This window comes from Hymenobacter sp. 15J16-1T3B (assembly GCF_020711235.1).
In the GTDB taxonomy this organism is placed as follows: Bacteria; Bacteroidota; Bacteroidia; order Cytophagales; family Hymenobacteraceae; genus Solirubrum.
The window spans coordinates 179,837-196,931 of sequence record NZ_JAJFAV010000001.1; the positions used below are offsets into that span (position 1 = coordinate 179,837).

Here is a 17,095-nt window from a genome sequence, read left to right on the forward strand (position 1 = left end):
CGGCCAACCAAGCCCCCGCCGACGCCGGTAGCCCGGCGGCGGATGCCAAGCACCACCCCGAAGTCGGCAACACACCCAATCCCAACGTGGCCGCGGCCAGCACCAGCGGCAGCCGCGACCCGCGCCTGAGCGACGGCCGCGGCGGCGACACCGGCGGCAACGTGCGCTAAGCCCCGCGCCTTCTCCTTACTCCAAACGCCAAACGGCCCGCTTCCCTCTGCGCGAGAGAAGCGGGCCGTTTGGCGTTTTTCAGACCAAAGAAAAGGGAGCTGGCTGGCGTTGACGCTGCTTAGCGGGCTTTGGAGCCACCCAGGTGCGAGGCCACGTAGCGCACAAAGTCGCGCACGGTGTTCAGGGGCACCTCGTCGGGAATGGTGATTTTAAAGCGGCGTTCGAGCTCGAGGATGATGTCAACCACGTCGACGGTATCGAAGCCCAGCTCGCGGCTCAGGTTGCTGGAAACACGCAGGCGCGTGGGCTTAATGGCCTTGCGCTTGCTGATAATGCGCAGCACCTGCTGTTCGATGTTGGTGCTGCCAGGGTTGGTAGTCGTTCGGGTTAACATGGCTGTTGAAACGACAAAGTGAACGGAAAGGGGAGAAACAAGGCTTGGTGGCTCGTCGACTCGCGGCCGCGGGCCGATAGTCGGAGTAAGGTCAAGCGGAAAAGGTTGCATCTGATTTTTGCGGGGCTCAGCGCCGGCCCCCGAAAACCCGGCGGTGGGAAAGCGTTGGGCGTAAAACGCAAGCCCACCGCCGGGTTATATGACCTCAGGGTTAATATTCGGCCAGTACCGGCGGACGAGCGGCCGATACCTCTTCTTCGTCGACGACTTGCTGCACGTTGGCGTCGGGGTCTTTGCCCGTCACCTTGCCTTTCAGCGTCTCGCTCAGCAGGTACATCACCGGCACCACCACCAGGGTAATCAGCGTGGCGAAGACCAGACCGAAGATGATGGTCCAGGCCAGCGGGCCCCAGAACGTCACCGACTCACCGCCGATGAAGAAGTTGGGGTGGCCCGAGGCGAACAGCTCGTAGAAGTCTACGTTCAGGCCGATGGCCAGCGGAATCAAACCCAGCGTGGCGGCCGTGGCCGTTAGGATTACCGGGTTCAGGCGGGTGCGGCCGGCCAGCACGATGGCCTCGCGCAAGGACATGCCCTGGCTGCGGAGGATGTCGGTGAATTCGACCAGCAGAATCCCGTTTTTCACCACGATACCGGCCAAGGCGATGATGCCCACGCCCGTCATCACGATGCTGATGTTCATGCCCGTAATGGCCAGGCCCCAGAACACGCCGGCAATGGAAAACAGCACTTCCGAGAGGATGATAACCGGCTTGCTGAACGAGTTGAACTGCACCACCAGGATCAGGAAAATCAGGGCCAGGGCGCCGATACCGGCCAGCGGCAGAAAGTCGGAGGTTTCCTTCTGGTCTTCCTGGGCACCACCCATCTTGATGGTGTAGCCGGGGGGCGTCGGGTAGGCTTTGAGGGCCTGCTGGATGTTGGCCACCACGTCCGGGCCGGTGAAGCCCGACAGCACGTTCGAGGAGATGGTGATGACGCGCTTCACGTCCTTGCGCTTGATGCCGCCGTAGGTCGTGCTGTATTTCACGTCGGCCACGGAGCTGATGGGTACCTGGCGCATCTGGCCGGTGGCGTCGCGGAAGGTCAGCGGCGAGTTCAGGATGGCGTCCACGTCTTCGCGGTAGGGCTTGGCGTAACGTACCTGAATGGGGTACTCGTCATCCGGGGTCTTGAATTTGCTGGCCTCGTAGCCGTAGATGGCCGTGCGCACTTCCATCCCAATCTGGGCGGTGCTGATGCCCTCGCGGTTGGCGCGGGTGCGGTCGATGTTGACGGCAATTTCCGGGTTGCGGTCCTCCAGGTTGGAGCGCAGCTGCTCGATGCCGCCGATGTTCTTCGAGTTGATGTAGCGAATCACATCCTTGGAGAGGGCGGCTAGTTTCGGGTAGTCGTCGCCGGCTACTTCGATGGCAATTTCCTTACCCGTGGGCGGGCCGCTCGATTCTTGGTCGACCGAAATTTCGGTGCCGGGGATGCCCTTCACCACCTCGCGGATTTTGTCCATGTAGGTACGGGTGCTCGGGCCTTCCCGCTCGCTGAGCTCCTTAAAGGCCACGGCCACCTTGGCCAGGTGCGACTGCGACACCCCCGAAGCCGTAGCTTCGCCCGGGTCGCCGGCGCCGATGGCAACGTTGGTGATGACCGATTCCACGTCGGGGTTGTTCTGGCCGATAACGCCGTAGATGCGCTTCTCCAGGATGTGAGCCACCGAGTCGGTAACCTCCACGCGGGTGCCTACCGGCATTTTCAGGTAGGTGTACACGAATTTCGGGTCACCCTTGGGGAAGAAGTCCACCTTGGGCTTGCGGATGCCCACCGCCACGAACGAAGCGAAGAACACCACGACTACCCCGATCATGACGATGGCCGGGTGGCCGATGGCCCAGCGCACGAGGCTGGCGTAGCCATTCATGAAGCGCGGCAGCACGCGGGTCTGGAACCAGGCAATGCCCTTGTTGAACACGAACATGTTCAACCAGATGAAGGCCGCTACGAACAGCAGCAGGTTACCGATGAAGTGACCGTGCTCCTTGAAGAAGCCGGGCGTCTCGACGTCAGCAGCTACCGTGGCGGCACCTTCCGCGCCCAGGGTATGGCCGCCGATGCCGACGAGGTTGAACAGAATGCCCAACCCCACCAGCGCCATCGTCCAGATCAGCAGCTGGCGCGTCACGCGGGGCTTGCTGTCCTCGTGGTGGTGGTCTTCGCGCTCCATGAACGACACGGCGAATACCGGGTTCATGATGAAGGCCACGACGAGCGAGGACATCAGCGTTAGAATCAGCGTGACGGGTAGGTAGAACATGAAACTACCCACGATGCCGGGCCAGAACATCAGCGGCACGAAGGGCGCCACGGTGGTCAGCGTACCGGCCAGTACCGGCACGAACACTTCGCCGGCGGCAAACTTGGCGGCCTGAGCCGTCGTCAAGTTCGGGTGCTCGTGCAGCAGGCGGTGGGTGTTTTCGATAACCACAATGGCGTCGTCCACCACGATACCCAGCGCCAAGAGGAAGGCGAAGAGCACAATCATGTTCAGCGCGAAGCCGAACATGGGCAGCATCACGAAGGCCAGGAACATCGAAATCGGCACCGAAAGACCCACGAACAGGGCGTTGGTGGTGCCCATGAAGAACATCAGAATCACCGTCACCAGGATGAAGCCGATGATGATGGTGTTGATCAGGTCGTGCAGCGTCACGCGGGTGTCGTTCGACGTGTCGCCGGTGATGGTGATGCGCAGGTCGCTGGGCAGGCTCTTCTTCGAGTCTTCCACCAACGACTTGATCTTATCAGAAGCATCAATCAGGTTCTCGCCCTGGCGCTTAATCACGTTCAGCGTAATCGAGGGCTTGCCGTCGAGGCGGGCGTAGGATTCGCGGTCCTTGAAGGCATCCTCCACGGTGGCAATGTCGCCGAGGCGCACGGCCGAGCCGCTTAGGTTTTTCACCTGGATGTTGGCAATGTCGGCGGCGTTGACGTACTGACCCGCCACGCGCACGGCGCGCTTCTGGTCGCCCACGTCCACCGAACCACCCGAGATGGTGATGTTCTCGCGGGCAATGGCGCCTTCGATGTCGCCGAAGCCCAAGCGGGCGGCGCGGAGCTTGTAGAGGTCCACGTCCACGTTCACCTGCTGCTCCAGGGCGCCGATGATGTCGACGCGGGTAATTTCGGGCAGGGCCTCGATCTTGTCCTGGAAGTCGTCGGCCAGCTTCTTCAGCTGCGACGCGGGCAGGTTGCCGGCCAGGTTGATCTGCATGATGGGTAGCTCCGAGAGGTTTACTTCCTGCACGGTGGGCGGCGTCGGCAAATCGTTCGGCAGCTCGTTGCCGGCCTTGTCGACGGCGTCTTTGATGAGCTGCTTGGCGTACTGCACGTCCACGCCGGAGTTGAACTCCACGTCCACGATGCAGTAGTCCTGGTTCGAGGTGGAGTTGATTTTCTTCACCCCGTTCACCGACTTGATTTCTTTCTCAAGCTGGCGCGTCACCAGGTTTTCGATGTCCGTGGGCGACGTGCCGGGGTACACCGTGGCCACGATGATGCGCGGAATGACGATATCCGGAAATTTCTCCTTGCCCAGCTTGATGTAGGAGAAGATACCCGCCACGCACAACAGGAGCGTGATGATGTAAATGCTGGTCTTGTTATCAATGGACCAACTGGTGGGTCCAAACTCTTTTTCGATATCCTGCATGGGGAGTCGGAAGCTAGGATGTGAGTCGTGTCAGGCCGGGCGGGCCGCTGGCAGCAGCCGCCCGCACCGGTCCTTGCGCTATGCGCCCGCTTGCCCGGCCGCGTTGCCGGCGAGGGACACCGTCTGGCCCTCGTTGAGGTTCTGGTAGCCGGCCGAAATCACCTGGTCGTTGGCCTTGAGGCCGCCGGTAATTTCGGTTTTGCCGTTGTAGGTCGCGCCGGTCTGCACCACGCGCTTGGCGGCCACTTTCTTACCGCCTTTGTCTTCTACGACAAACACATAGGTGTTTTCGTTATCCTTTTGCACCAGATCTACGGGCAGCACCGTGGTATTGGCCTTGCTGTAGTTCTGGATGCGCACGGTGGCCACCATGTTGGGGCGCAGCTGCGCGGCGGCCGGGCCGGTCAGGCGCAGCTCCACCGGGAAGGTGCGGCTGGCCGGGTTGATGGTGCGGCTCACGGTGCGCACCGTCGAGGGCACGTCGGTCACGCCCAGGTCGGGGATGCTCACCAGGGCTTTGTCGCCGGCCTTGATGGTGTTGGCGTAGTTTTCGGATACGTCGGCCACCAGCTTGCCGCCGCCGCCGCTGAGCAGGCGCACCACCGGCACGCCGGGGTTGCCCATCTCACCGACCTTGGCCGGCACGTCATCCACGGTGCCGCTGAAGGGCGCCACCACGTTGTACATGGCGCGCTGCTGCTGCTGGGTAGCCAGGCTACGCTTCAGCGCTTCGTAGTTGTTTTTGGCCTGCAGGTACTGGATTTCGGTGCCGATCTGCTGTTTCCAGAGGCGGTCCTGCTTTTCGTACACGGTCTTGGCCAGGTCGAGGCGGGTGCGCAGCTCGGCAATGCCCGATTCCAGCACGGCCGCGTCCTGGGTGGCAATAACCTGGCCTTTGCCTACCCGGTCGCCGCGCTGCACGCGGATGCTGGTGAGCACGCCCGGCACGCGGGGCGACACGTTGGCGTTTTCGTCGAAGTCGGCGCGGCCTTGCACTTCCAGGTAGCTGGTGAAGCTTTCGGGCTGCACGCTGATAACCGATACCGGGGTGGCGGCCAGCTCGGTCTTAGCAGCCGGACCGGCTTTGGCTTCCAGCTCGGCAATCTTGGCGGCGTTGGCGGCCTGTTCTTGCTTGAGCTTGGCCAGCTCGGCTTTGGGGTCTTTCTCACCGCCGCACGAAGCCAGGAAAGCCAGGAACAGCAGCGCCGAAGAAGAAACGTATTTCATGGGAGAAGGAGCTAGTAGCTTGGAGTGAGGAGCTAGAATCGGGGCAATCAACTGGCTAGGCCGGCGCCTCTAGCCCGGGGCGCCGGCGGCTAGCTCCTTATTTCTTGGTCTGGTTGTACAGCTCGCCGGTGGCTTTGTCGCGGTCCACCTTGGCTACCAGCACGTCGTAGAGGGCGGCGTAGTAGTTGGTCTGGGCCGAGCGCAGGTCGGTTTCGGCGGTAATGACTTCCAGGTTCGAGCCCACGCCCTCCTGAAACTTGATGCGCGACACGCGGGCCACGTCGGTGGCCAGGTCCAGGTTGGCTTTCTGGTTGTCGAGCACGTCCAGGGCGTTGGTGAGCGTGGTGCGGCTCTGCGCGTCCTGCAGGTCAATGCTCTGGCGCAGCGTCTCGAAGCCGCGCTCAATGGTCTGCTGCTGAATGCGCGCCTGCTGCACTTGGTAGCGGCGGCGGAAGCCGTCGAACACCGGAATCTGCAGGCTCAGGCCCACGTTGCCGAAGCCAAACCAGTTCTGGTTCGGGAAGCCGTTGGCGTCGCGCGAGTTGGGGCCGCGGAAGGCAAACAGGTTGCCGGGGTTGGCGGCCGAGCCGATGAAACCGTAGGCAGCCGTGGCCACGAGGCGCGGGTAGGCGCCGGCGCGGCGGTTGGCCAAGTCGAGGCCGGCCAGGGCCTGCTGGGTTTCCAGGGTGCTGAATTCGATGCGGTTGTTGTAGTTGAAGGCCGCGGCGGCTTGGGGCGGCCGGGCGCCGGACAGGGCCGTTTGCTGGTCCTGGCGGGCTTGGTCGGCGGCGTTGCCGGTGCTCGGGGCCGGAGCCGTGGGCACGCTGCCCAGGCTACGGTCGCCGCCGCCGGTGTTGAAGTCGGCCACGCCGAGGCGCTGGCGCAGGGAGTTGGCGTCCACGAGGGCGCCGTCGAGCTGGTCGGTCAGCACCACGGGCTGCTCCTGGGGCAGGCCCATCTGGAACTTGAGCAGGGCCACGCTCAGCTCGGTCAGGCGCTGGGCTTTCTGCTGCTCCACCACCAGGTTGTTGCGCTGCACGCGCAGGCGGTCCACGTCGAGCTTCTCCACGAAGCCCTCCTTATAGGTGGCATTCGTTTGGTAGAGCAGCGTGTCGAGGCGCTGCACGTTGCGGGCCAGCAGGTCGAGGCGGGCGCGGGCCACCAGCGTGCTGTAGTAGGCCTTCTGCACCTGCTCCACCACGTCGATTTCGGCTTGCTGGGTTTGCTTCTTGGCCAGGTCTTCGTACACCTTGGCGGCCTTCAGGCCAATCAGGTAGGAGCCGTCGAAGAGCAGCTGCGACACCGAGGCGCTGGTGTTGCCGGCCCACTGCAGGCCGAAGGCAATGGCCTGGGGCGGCACCGGCGTGCGCTCCACTTGCACTTGCTGCAGGTTCACGCTCTGGCCGCTCTGGGCCTTGGTCACGTCGGCTTGGGTGAGTTGGGTGGCGGTGGAGCCCCCGAAGGCGCCCACGTCCACCAGCGACTTCTGCAGCTTGAAGTTGTCGGCCAGGTTGGCAGCCACGTTCACCTGCGGCAGGCCCGCCGAGCGGATTTCGCCGACGCGGGCGTGGGCCGTTTGCTCGCCCAGGCGGGTGGCCATCAGCGAGGACTTGTTCTTAAGGGCAAAATCGACGGCCTGCTGCAGGCTCAGCGACATGGGCACGCCCGAGGCCACGGGCGCCTGGCCCGGAGCGGGCGTCTGGGCCAGTAGTTCGTGCAGCCCCAGGAAGCCCAAAGCGGCTAGCAGCAGCAATAGGCGAAACGCTTTGTTCATAGCGAAACGAAATGGGTGTAGAGAGCGGGTTTGGAGGAGGTTACTCAGCTTCCGTCAGCTGACGGTACTGGTTGATGAGGCGGTGCCCCTTCAGGGTGCAGATGCCGTAGAGAAAGTGCTCGATGGTGACCGTGTGCAGGCGCTGCAGGTCGAACTGCTTGGGCGAGAACGTGTTCGGGTCAAAAATCAACTGAATTTCGGCCAGGCGCAGGCGGGCCAGCACGTCCACGTCGAGGTCGGCGCGGAACACGCCTTCTTCGATGCCGCGGCGCAGGTTGTCGGTGATTTTGCGGAGGATAAACGTGTGCTTGTGCTGCTCGAACAGCGCCCAGGCTTCGGGGTAGTACTTCTGCAGTTCGTGGAAGATGCTGGGGTTGATGCCGGCCAGCATGTTCTTGTGCCACTGCATCAGGTTGTAGTTTTCTTCCAGGGCGTTGGCCCCGGTCGCAAACACCACCTCGCAGTCCGATTCTTCCTTCACCAAGTGCTGTTGCATGGTGGCCAGCACAATCTGGTCTTTGTTATCGAACCACTTGTAGAGGGTCTTTTTCGACATGCCGAGCTGGGCGGCAATGTCATCCATCGAAACGCTGCGGATGCCGTGGCGCATAAACAGCTCGACGGCAGTCTGCATGATCCGGTCCTTGATTTCCATACTCACGCCACAAAGGTACAACGGAAACTTTCAGTGACTCCAAAGTTTCCATCAGTTTTTTTGCTGACATAATCATGTGCGGCTTGGTTCCCGACAACCGGTTGTGCGCGGGCAGACGCCGACGGGGCGGAAATACTTTATCGAGGAACCTGAATTTTTATCACCGGGCTGGCTGCGGGCGTCAGTCGGCTAAATGAGCCCGTCATCCTGAGCAGCGCGAAGGACCTTTCCCGCCTCCCGCACTACCCAAGAAGCGCAGCCACCAACGCCTTTTCATCCGGGCTGCGGAGCTGCGCCTACTGGTCACTTCGACTTCTGAATAAGGCCTCACTTCGTCGGCAGCGATGGTACAGGGTGCGAGGAAGGTCCTTCGCGCTGCTCAGGATGACGTTCTTTTCCCCTCGTCGTACCTTGCGCCCCGGTGCCTCGCTCACCCTTTCGCCCACTCCCCACTTCACTCTTGCTCATGCGCATCCGTACCGGCTTCGGCTACGACGTTCACCAACTGCAGGAAGGCCTGCCGTTCTGGCTCGGCGGCATTCAGGTACCGCACACCCACGGCGCCCTCGGCCACTCCGACGCCGACGTGCTCATCCACGTCATCTGCGACGCCCTGCTGGGCGCGGCCAACCTGCGCGACATCGGCTTCCACTTCCCCGACACCGACCCGCAGTACAAGGGCATCGACTCCAAGCGCCTGCTGGCGGAGGTGGTGCGCCTGCTGCGTGAGCGGGGCTACCAGATCAGCAACATCGACTCGACCATCTGCCTCGAAGCGCCCAAGGTGAATCCGCACATTCCCGAGATGCAGCGCGTGCTGGCCGAGGTCATGGGCATCGATGCGGACGACGTGAGCATCAAGGCCACGACAACCGAAAAGCTGGGCTTCGTGGGCCGGCGCGAGGGCGTGGCCGCTTACGCCGCGGTGCTCATCACCAAGGAATAGCCCGCACCGCCGCGTAGGATTTAGCCGCTCGGCTTACATTTAGCCAACGCCGCGCCCGCCGCAACCCTCGGCGGGCGCGGCCGTCTTTGCCCCTGCTCATTCCATTCCCCTCACCAAAACCCCGCCGCCCCTCCCCGGGCGGCGTCCTCACTCCTCATTCTATGTCCTACAAACTGATGCCGGCGCTGCTGGCCGCCGCGCTGCTGGCCAGCCCGGCCCTGGCCCAGGACGCCAAGCAGAAAGTCAAGGTGAAGCGCAAGGCCAAGACCGAGGCGCCCGCTGCCCCCGACGCGGCCCCGGCCGCTGCGGGCCCCACCAGGCAAGCCCCGGTGCCCGTCGACAACGCCCGCATTTACGCCGACGGCATCACGCAGGCCGATCTGCGCAAGCACCTATCGGTGCTGGCCTCCGACGAGTACGAAGGCCGCGAAACCGGCGAGAAAGGCCAGAAAATGGCGGCCGAGTACATTGCCAACCGCTTCAAGGAGCTGGGCCTGGTGGGCCCGGTACAGGGCTCCGACAACCCCTACCTGCAGCACTTCACCATGGAGCGCAGCACCTGGCCCGGCGACGGCACCCTGAAAGTGGGCAGCCAGAGCTACCAGTGGATGAAGGACTTCTACGCCTACGGCAACTCGCCCTTCGACAAAGCCACCACGCTGCAGCCGGTGTTTGCCGGCTACGGCATCGAAGAAGGCAGCTACAACGACTACGCGGGCCTCGACGTGACCGGCAAGGACCTCATCGTGCTGATGGGCGAGCCGCAGAAGGACGGCAAACCGGTGCTCAGCAAGGACGGCAACCCGACCAAGTGGGGCAACGACTACCGCGCCAAGGCCGCCCTGGCCACCCAGAAAGGCGCCCGCTCGGTGTTCTTCGTCAACTTCAACCCCAAAGACGACTTCGGCAAGACCATGGCGCGGCTGCAGCCCTACCTGAGCCGACCGAGCATCAGCTTCCTCGACAAAAAAGAGGCCCGCGCGGCCACGTTCTTCGTGTCGCCGGCCCTGGGCTACAAGCTGCTGGGCACCACCGAAGCCGCCGTGCGCAAGTACGAAGCCGCCGCGGCCGCCGCGACGGGCAAGCCGGCCAGCTCCTTCAAGCCGGCCTCGTTCACGGTGACGGCGCCGAAGAAGCGGGAGCAGTTCACCACCGAAAACGTGCTGGGCTTCCTCGAAGGCTCGGACAAGAAAGACGAAATCCTGGTGGTGTCGGCGCACTACGACCACATCGGCATCATCGGCGGCGAGGTGCACAACGGGGCCGACGACGACGGCTCGGGCACGGTGTCGGTGCTGGAAATGGCCGAGGCCTTCACCCAGGCCAAAGCCGCCGGGCAGGGCCCGCGCCGCAGCATCCTGTTTCTGACGGTGACCGGCGAAGAGAAGGGCCTGCTCGGCTCGGAGTACTACACCGACCACCCCGTGTTTCCGCTGGAGCGCACCATTGCCGACCTGAACATCGACATGGTGGGCCGCACCGACAAGGAGCACGAGGGCAAGCCCGACTACGTGTACGTCATCGGCTCGGACAAGCTTTCCTCGGAGCTTTACAACATCGTGGAAAACGCCAACAAGCAGTACACCACCATCGACCTGGACTACCGCTTCAACGACCCCGGCGACCCGAACCGCTTCTACTACCGCTCCGACCACTACAACTTCGCCAAGCACAAAATCCCGGTGGCCTTCTTCTTCAACGGGGTGCACGCCGACTACCACGGCCCCAAGGACGAGGTGGACAAGATTGAGTTCCCGAAGATGGAGAAGCGCGCCCGCCTGGTGTTCTACTCGGCCTGGGACCTGGCCAACCGCGACCAGCGCATCGTGGTGGACTCCAACAAGCCCTAACGGCTGCGTTGCCCCGGATGGATGGCCGGTTGTTCTGAACAGCAGAACCGCCGGCCATTTATTCGTTTTGCCCCCTTTCTCTCAACAACCAGCACCGCCTTACCCCCCGTTGCAGTTATGCCCAAACCCTTTGTTCCCCTGCTGCTGGCGGCCCTGGCCCTTGGCAGCGCGCCCGCCCTGGCCCAGAAAGCCAAGGTGAAAGTCAAAAGCAAGGCCGAGAAGACCGAGCCGGTGGCCGCGCCCGCCCCGGCGGCGCCCACCGACTGGTCGGTGACCTACGCCAGCACCATCACGCCGGAGGATTTGCGCAAGCACCTGTCGGTGCTGGCTTCCGACGAATACGAGGGCCGCGAAACCGGCGAGAAGGGCCAGAAAATGGCCGCCGAGTATTTGGCCAAGCAATTCGCCGCCTTGGGGCTGGCGGGGCCGGTCAAGGACTCGGACAACCCTTACATCCAGCACTTCACCCTGGAGCGCAGCAGCTGGGACGCGGCGGGCATGAAGCTGCAGATCGGCAAGCAGCAGTACCAGTGGCTGGCCGACTACTACGCCAGCGGGGACTTGCCCTTCGCGCAGGAAACCGCGCTGCAGCCGGTGTTTGCCGGCTACGGCATCGAGCAGGAAGGCTACAACGACTACGCCGCCCTGCCCGACCTGACCGGCAAGGACGTGGTGGTGCTGGTGGGCGAGCCGCTGAAAGACGGCAAACCCCTGCTCGGCAAGGACGGCAAACCCAGCAAGTGGGGCTTCGACGCGCGCAGCAAAGTGGCCGCGGCCACCAAGCGCGGGGCCCGCAGCATCGTGTTTGTGCACCCGGACGCGGCCAAGTTCACCGAAATCCTCGCCCGCTACAAGCCCTACCTGAGCCAGCCGCGGGTGAGCATGCTCGGCAAGCCCGGCACCGCGCAGCCGCCCCGCGCCGCCGCCCTGACCCTTTCGCCGGCGGCCGGCTACGCCCTGCTCGGCACATCGGCCGACGGCGTGGCCAAGTACCAAGCCGCCGTGGGCGCCGCCGGTCAGCCGGTAAAAGCCTCGTTTAAACCCACGAAGCTGCTGATTAAGTCGCCGCGCAAAACCAGCACTTTCTCCACCGAAAACGTGATGGGCCTGCTGGAAGGCAGCGACAAAAAAGACGAAGTGCTGGTGCTGTCGGCGCACTACGACCACCTGGGCGTGCAGGACGGCAAGGTGTACAACGGGGCCGACGACGACGGCTCGGGCACGGTGTCGGTGCTGGAGCTGGCCGAGGCCTTCACCAAAGCCAAAGCCGAGGGCCACGGCCCGCGCCGCAGCATCTTGTTTCTGACGGTGACCGGCGAGGAAAAGGGCCTGTTTGGCTCGGAGTACTACACCGACAACCCCGTCATTCCGCTCGCCCAGACCATTGCCGACCTGAACATGGACATGGTGGGCCGCTACGATGACCAGCACAAGGCCGGCGACCAGTACGTGGAATTGGTGGGCTCGGACAAGCTCAGCTCGGAGCTGCACGCCATCAACGAGGAGGCCAACAAGAAGTACACCCAGCTGGACCTGGGCTACCGCTACAACGACCCCAACGACCCGGAGCGCGTGTACTACCGCTCCGACCACTACAACTTCGCCAAGCACAAGGTGCCGGTCATTTTCTACACCACCGGCGACCATGCCGACTACCACCAGCCCACCGACGACGTCGACAAAATCGAGTTTCCGCTGATGGCCAAGCGCGGGCAGCTGGTGTTTCACACCGCCTGGGAGCTGGTCAACCGCGACAACCGCATCGTAGTCGACTCCAACAAGCCGTAGGGGTTTTGTTAACTTGCTTACCGCTTTGACTGGCTGGTTGGCGTGCCTTCGTAAGAGGCCGGCAACCAGCCAGTCGGTTTTTCGTCCCTTCCGGCGGCTTTTCGCTTCGATTCAATGTTTCGCATTCCCTTCCTGACGCTGCTGCTGGCCGGCGGCCTCGGACTCAGCAGCTTCTCGGCCCAGGCCCAGGGCAAGGTCAAAGTCAAGACCAAAACCAGCGCCGCCGCCCCTACGGCCGACGACGCGGCCGTGACCTACGCCGGCACCATCAGCGCCGCCGACCTGCGCCAGCACCTGAGCATTCTGGCCTCGGATGCCTACGAAGGCCGCGCCACCGGCGAAAAAGGCCAGAAGATGGCCGCCGATTACCTGGCGGCCCGCTTCAAAGAGCTGGGCCTCACCGGGCCGGTGCCGGGCGGGGTGAGCCCCTACCTGCAGCCGTTTGGGCTGGTGCGCTACGCCCCGGATGGGCCGGGGCAGCTGCGCGTGGGCCCGCAGACGTTTACGGCCGGCCGCGACTTTGTGGGCTTCGGCCCCTCCCCCTTCCGCACCGAAACCAAAGCCGAGCCGGTGTTCCTCGGCTTCGGTATCGAAACCGACAAGTACAACGACTACGCCGGCCAGGACGTGAAGGGCAAGGACCTCATCGTGCTGCAGGGCGAGCCGACCGACGGGCGTGGGCATTACCTGCTCTCGGGCGCCAAGCAGGAATCGGAGTGGAGCTCTACCTTCCGCAAGGCCGCCCTGGCCCGCGACAAGGGCGCCCGCAGCATCTTCATGATAACTTTCGCCCCGGGCGCGGCCTTTGCCCCCATGGCCGAAAGCATGGGCGAGGCCCTGAGTGAGCCCGGCTACGAGCTGACGGCCCCGGTGCGCCAGCCGCTCACCGGCTTCATGCTCACCGAGGCGCCGCCCACCGGCATCGGCTCCTACCTCACCTCGCTCGACCTCGGCGCGGCCCTGCTCGGCATCGGGCCGCAGGAGCTAGGCCAATACGTGCTGGCCACGTACCAGAATCAGCAGCCGCCCAAAACCAGCTTCACGCCGCGCGCCTTCACGGCCACCGTGCCGCAGTTACGCGTCGAGCTGGCCTCCGAAAACGTGCTGGGTTTGCTCGAAGGCACCGATAAGAAAGACGAAGTCGTGGTCATTTCGGCGCACTATGACCACGTAGGCATTCAGCACGACACCATTTACAACGGGGCCGACGACGACGGCTCGGGCACCTCGGCGGTGCTGGAGCTGGCCCAGGCCTTCAGCAAAGCCAAGGCCGAGGGCCACGGCCCGCGCCGCAGCATCCTCTTCCTGCTCAACGCCGGCGAGGAGCGCGGCCTGCTCGGCTCCGACTACTACACCGGCCACCCGGTAGTGCCGCTGGCCCAGACGGTGACGGACCTGAACATCGACATGGTGGGCCGCACCGACAAGCGCCACTCGGCCACCGAGCGGTACCTCTACCTCATCGGCTCGGATAAGCTCAGCTCAGGCCTGCACGCGCTCAGCGAGGCGGCCAATGCGAGGTACGCCAAGCTCAAGCTGGACTACTTCTACAACGACCCCAGGGACGAGGAGAAGCTCTATTACCGCTCCGACCACTACAACTTCGCCCGGCACGGCATTCCGGTCATCTTCTACACCAGCGGCCTGCACCAGGACTACCACAAGGCCACCGACGACGTGGACAAGATTGAATTCGATAAGCTGGCCGACCGCGCCCGGCTGGTGTTCTACACCGCCTGGGAACTGGCCAACCAGGACCAGCGCCCGGTTGTCGACTCGAACAAGCCTTAACCAGTGCCGCCCGGGGCGTCGAGCACCTGGGCGGCCGCGGCGGTGAGCGGCAGGCCGCGGTTGCGGAAGAACTGCAGCAGGTCCCGCTCGACGGCGGCGGAGCCGAGCGTCAGGTAGTAGCGGGCCCCGTCCTGGCAGCGCAGCTCGATTTTGGCGCGGCTCAGAAACCGCTCGGGCCGGTACCCGACTTGCCGCAAGGCTGTATATTCGTACTGGCTGGTCCCGATTACCTTGATGGCAAGGTGAGCCGGGTACAGCACCAACCGCGGGCTTAGGCTGTTGCGGGAGTGCACCGGGAAAAACCCCAGTAAAAACGCCCGGTACTCAATGCCATCGACCGGGACGGCAAAACCTTCGAAGGGCAACGGCTGTGGTATACGTGGGTACGGCATGGACATTTCCGCCGGGCGGCTTCATTTTCAGGCAATTGATCCTATGATTTCTTCTGGTAAAGCGGCGCAGTTTCTGACCGACTCCGATTCGAAGGCTTTCGACCTGGAGCACCGGCGCAAGATTCGCTTCAACATCGGCAAGTACAACGCGGCCGTGCAGACGGGCCTGGGCTGGTACCGCGACCATGAGCTGGCCCGTTCCCGCGCCGCCTACCGCAAGTCACAGATTGTCAACAATCTTGACCAGTACCTGCTGCAGTGGGAAGAAAACTTCACCAAGCGCGGCGGCAAGGTCATCTGGGCGCAGGACGCGAAGGAGGCGCTGACGGAAATCGGCAAAATCGTGGCGCGTAAGCGGGCCCGCGCCGTGGTGAAGGCCAAGAGCATGACCACGGAGGAAATCCACCTCAACCACTTCCTGGAGCAAAACGGGGTGGAATCGGTGGAGACGGACCTGGGCGAGTACATCGTGCAGCTCAACGGGGAGCGGCCCTATCACATCGTGACGCCGGCCATGCACCTCTCCAAGAAGGACATTGCCGACATCTTCGTCAAGCACCTGCACATCGAGCCGACGGACGACGCGCAGAAGCTGGTGTACACGGCCCGCAAGCTGCTGCGCGGCAAGTACACCTCGGCCGAAGTGGGCATCACCGGCGGCAACTTCCTGGTGGCCGACGTGGGCGGGGTGGCCGTGACCGAAAACGAGGGCAACGCCCGCCTCTCGGCCACCTTCCCGCGCACCCACATTGCCGTCGTCGGCATCGAAAAGCTGATTCCCTCGCTGCAGGACCTGGACCTGTTCTGGCCCCTGCTGAGCACCAGCGGCACCGGGCAGCAGCTCACCGTGTACAACACCGTGTACTTGGGCCCGCGCCAGCCCCTGGAAAAAGACGGCCCCGACGAAATGTACGTGGTGCTGCTCGACAACGGGCGCACCAACCTGCTGGCCCAGCCCGACAAGCGCGAGGCCCTGCAGTGCATCCGCTGCGGCGCCTGCCTGAACGTGTGCCCCGTCTACAAAAACATCGGCGGCCACACCTACGAAGCCACGTACTCGGGGCCTATCGGCTCGGTCATCACCCCGCACCTGGCGGGCTTCGAGGAAAACAAACACCTGAGCTACGCCTCGTCCTTGTGCGGGGCCTGCTCCTCGGTGTGCCCGGTGCGCATCCCCATCCACAACATCCTGCTGCTCAACCGCCAGCAGGCCGTGAAAGAGCACTTCAACGACAAGGAGGAGGAGCGCGGCATCAAGCTCTGGCTCTACGGCATGAAGCACCGCTGGACCTGGGGGCTGGCCCCGACCTCGGCCAAAAACTGGGTGCTCGACCGCCTGCTCGGCCAGGTGGGCTGGAGCAAGCGCCGCGAATCTATGCAGCTGGCGCCCAAGTCGTTTCGGCAGCAGTGGAAGGAGCGGGCGAAGAAGTAGTGCACGAAAAAAGGCCGGAAGTACTTCCGGCCTTTTTTCGTGCCGGCCGGCACTGCTACATGCGCTGCTGGTGGATCAGCATGGCGGTGAGGGCGGCGGCCACCGGGCCTTTCACGGCGGGCGTGAGCGTGGGCGCCACCCACACCCGGCCGCGGCCCATCAGCTCCACGGCGGCCACCACCGAGCCGTCGGGGCGGGCAAACTCGTAGCCGACAGGCACGCCGAAGGGCAAGGTCATTGGCTTGCCGTCGCGGCGCAGCAGCTGGGCAATGGGGCGCACCTGCAGCACCGAGTCGCCGTTGGAGAGCGTGCCGCGCGCAAATTGCGGCCGGTCGCCGAGCTGGTTTTTGCTTTCCAGGATCAGCTGCCAGGTGGGCTGGTTCGGCGCCTTGATAATGCTGCTGTAGAATTCCTCGCTGAACAGGGTCACGCCCACGTTGCTGTTGGGCGTAGGGCTGAGGCGCAAATCGTCGCTGTGGGCGAAGAAGGCGCACTGGGCCTCCCAGGCCGTGCCGGCCACCGGCTGCATGGTAAACGAGCTTTTCTGTTTGGCGCGGGTCTGGTCAAACCACACCGGGGCGGGCAGCCAGCCATTGGCCACGTTGCCCCAGGTGCCCGAGGAGGTGCTAAACCAACCCTGCTTGACCTGCGCGGTGGCAAACTCGCCGAACTGGTAGCTGTGCTTGAAGCCCTGCTTGCCGGTGACGGGCAGCGGCTGCGCGGCCGACAGCTGGGCCGGCACCTGCATGGAAATGCGGCTAGTGGTGGAGCAGCTGCTCAGGGCCAGCATGGCGCCGCCCAGCAGCGCCAGGCTTGGGAAGGCGGAGGTCAAAAAGCGGTTCATCAGAGGTAGTCGTTTGTTTTCGTTGGTACGAGCGGAGGCAACAAGCACCAGGCCAAAGCCCGGCCCGGCGCATCACATCTTCGGGGATAAGTACCTGCTGCTCAACA

The 17,095-nt window shown here is 63.8% G+C and carries 12 protein-coding genes; 5 read left to right on the top strand and 7 right to left on the bottom strand.

What is annotated here, in order from left to right; all coding sequences use genetic code 11:
* Positions 1 to 289: 289 nt before the first annotated feature.
* From LJ737_RS00780 to LJ737_RS00800, 5 genes are all read right to left on the bottom strand, one after another.
* The gene (locus LJ737_RS00780) at positions 290 to 565 is read right to left on the bottom strand and encodes an acyl carrier protein (RefSeq protein WP_227761845.1); all 276 of its coding nucleotides are present in this window, start codon (positions 563 to 565) and stop codon (positions 290 to 292) included.
* 211 nt (positions 566 to 776) lie between these two features.
* Positions 777 to 4,289 carry an efflux RND transporter permease subunit gene (locus tag LJ737_RS00785; RefSeq protein WP_227761848.1) on the bottom strand — a complete coding sequence of 1,171 codons (3,513 nt, stop codon included), beginning with the start codon at positions 4,287 to 4,289 and terminating at the stop codon, positions 777 to 779.
* Positions 4,290 to 4,367: 78 nt separating this feature from the next.
* Positions 4,368 to 5,516 carry an efflux RND transporter periplasmic adaptor subunit gene (locus LJ737_RS00790; RefSeq protein WP_227761850.1) on the bottom strand — a complete coding sequence of 383 codons (1,149 nt, stop codon included), beginning with the start codon at positions 5,514 to 5,516 and terminating at the stop codon, positions 4,368 to 4,370.
* A gap of 97 nt (positions 5,517 to 5,613) precedes the next feature.
* Positions 5,614 to 7,290: a TolC family protein gene (locus LJ737_RS00795; RefSeq protein ID WP_227761853.1), complete on the bottom strand. Its 1,677-nt coding sequence runs from the start codon at positions 7,288 to 7,290 to the stop codon at positions 5,614 to 5,616.
* Positions 7,291 to 7,330: 40 nt separating this feature from the next.
* On the bottom strand, positions 7,331 to 7,924 hold the full coding sequence (locus LJ737_RS00800) for a TetR/AcrR family transcriptional regulator (protein WP_262907785.1): 594 nt from the start codon (positions 7,922 to 7,924) through the stop codon (positions 7,331 to 7,333).
* 487 nt (positions 7,925 to 8,411) lie between these two features.
* Between LJ737_RS00800 and ispF the strand changes: the two genes are divergently transcribed.
* The 4 genes from ispF to LJ737_RS00820 all read left to right on the top strand — a co-directional run bounded on the left by ispF (position 8,412) and on the right by LJ737_RS00820 (position 14,320).
* On the top strand, positions 8,412 to 8,891 hold the full coding sequence (ispF, locus tag LJ737_RS00805; protein ID WP_227761869.1) for a 2-C-methyl-D-erythritol 2,4-cyclodiphosphate synthase: 480 nt from the start codon (positions 8,412 to 8,414) through the stop codon (positions 8,889 to 8,891).
* Positions 8,892 to 9,052: 161 nt separating this feature from the next.
* Entirely contained in the window at positions 9,053 to 10,741 is a 1,689-nt protein-coding gene (locus tag LJ737_RS00810) for a M28 family peptidase (RefSeq protein ID WP_227761876.1), read from the top strand.
* A 117-nt stretch (positions 10,742 to 10,858) separates the two neighbouring features.
* Positions 10,859 to 12,529 carry a M28 family peptidase gene (locus LJ737_RS00815; protein ID WP_227761882.1) on the top strand — a complete coding sequence of 557 codons (1,671 nt, stop codon included), beginning with the start codon at positions 10,859 to 10,861 and terminating at the stop codon, positions 12,527 to 12,529.
* A 114-nt stretch (positions 12,530 to 12,643) separates the two neighbouring features.
* Complete coding sequence (locus LJ737_RS00820) at positions 12,644 to 14,320, top strand: M28 family peptidase (protein WP_227761884.1); 1,677 nt, start codon at positions 12,644 to 12,646, stop codon at positions 14,318 to 14,320.
* On the opposite strand, the gene LJ737_RS00825 is transcribed toward LJ737_RS00820, so the two are convergent.
* On the bottom strand, positions 14,317 to 14,685 hold the full coding sequence (locus tag LJ737_RS00825) for a hypothetical protein (protein WP_227761891.1): 369 nt from the start codon (positions 14,683 to 14,685) through the stop codon (positions 14,317 to 14,319). The two genes, LJ737_RS00820 and LJ737_RS00825, sit on opposite strands and share 4 nt — an antisense overlap.
* A 70-nt stretch (positions 14,686 to 14,755) precedes the next feature.
* On the opposite strand from LJ737_RS00825, the gene LJ737_RS00830 reads away from it, so the two are divergent.
* The gene (locus LJ737_RS00830) at positions 14,756 to 16,144 is read left to right on the top strand and encodes a LutB/LldF family L-lactate oxidation iron-sulfur protein (RefSeq protein WP_227761899.1); all 1,389 of its coding nucleotides are present in this window, start codon (positions 14,756 to 14,758) and stop codon (positions 16,142 to 16,144) included.
* A gap of 55 nt (positions 16,145 to 16,199) precedes the next feature.
* On the opposite strand, the gene LJ737_RS00835 is transcribed toward LJ737_RS00830, so the two are convergent.
* Positions 16,200 to 16,988 carry a hypothetical protein gene (locus tag LJ737_RS00835; protein ID WP_227761901.1) on the bottom strand — a complete coding sequence of 263 codons (789 nt, stop codon included), beginning with the start codon at positions 16,986 to 16,988 and terminating at the stop codon, positions 16,200 to 16,202.
* Between the last annotated feature and the right edge of the window lie 107 nt (positions 16,989 to 17,095).